The 512-nt window shown below is 57.4% G+C and carries 1 protein-coding gene; it reads left to right on the top strand.

Features of this window, described 5'->3' with window-relative positions; genetic code table 11:
* Positions 1-96 precede the first annotated feature (96 nt).
* Positions 97-512, top strand: a 416-nt coding sequence (locus tag KP705_RS20325; RefSeq protein WP_252348439.1) for an IS5 family transposase, incomplete at its 3' end; no start/stop codon positions are given.

The raw sequence follows: 512 nt of genomic DNA, 5'->3' as shown, positions 1-512 counted from the left end.
ATGGAACTCGGTCTATGTCAGGTTCCGGCGTTGGGCTGAACAGGGTGTATGGGATGCCTTGCTGCAAACTCTGGTGGACGTGGGACTGAGTGATGACTGGCAGCATATGGTCGACAGTACCGTGGTTCGCGCCCACTCCCAGGCAACGGGTGCAAAAGGGGGGCTCATACGGAAGGTTTTGGTCGATCACGCGGCGGTTTTACGAGCAAAATCCACGCCCGGTGCGACAATCAAGGACGTCCTTTCGGCTTTGCCCTTAGCGGAGGTCAGCTCTCGGATTACACAGCCACAGATACCCTGATGGCGTTTGCGGTTCCAAACCCCAAAGCCATGCTGGCCGACCGGGGCTATGACAGCGACTGGTTCCGCCAGGATCTGCTGATCCACGGGATCCTGCCGGTTATTCCATCACGCAAAAGCCGCAGTGCTCCACAGAAAACAGACTGGTGGCGTTACAGGGACCGCAACCGCATCGAGCGGATGTTCAACAAACTCAAGCAGATGCGCCGTAT

Source organism: Gluconobacter sp. P1D12_c (assembly GCF_018812105.1).
In the GTDB taxonomy this organism is placed as follows: domain Bacteria; phylum Pseudomonadota; class Alphaproteobacteria; order Acetobacterales; family Acetobacteraceae; genus Gluconobacter; species Gluconobacter oxydans_A.
The sequence above is the reverse complement of the archived record's forward strand: the minus strand, read 5'-3'. Positions and strand labels throughout refer to the sequence as shown.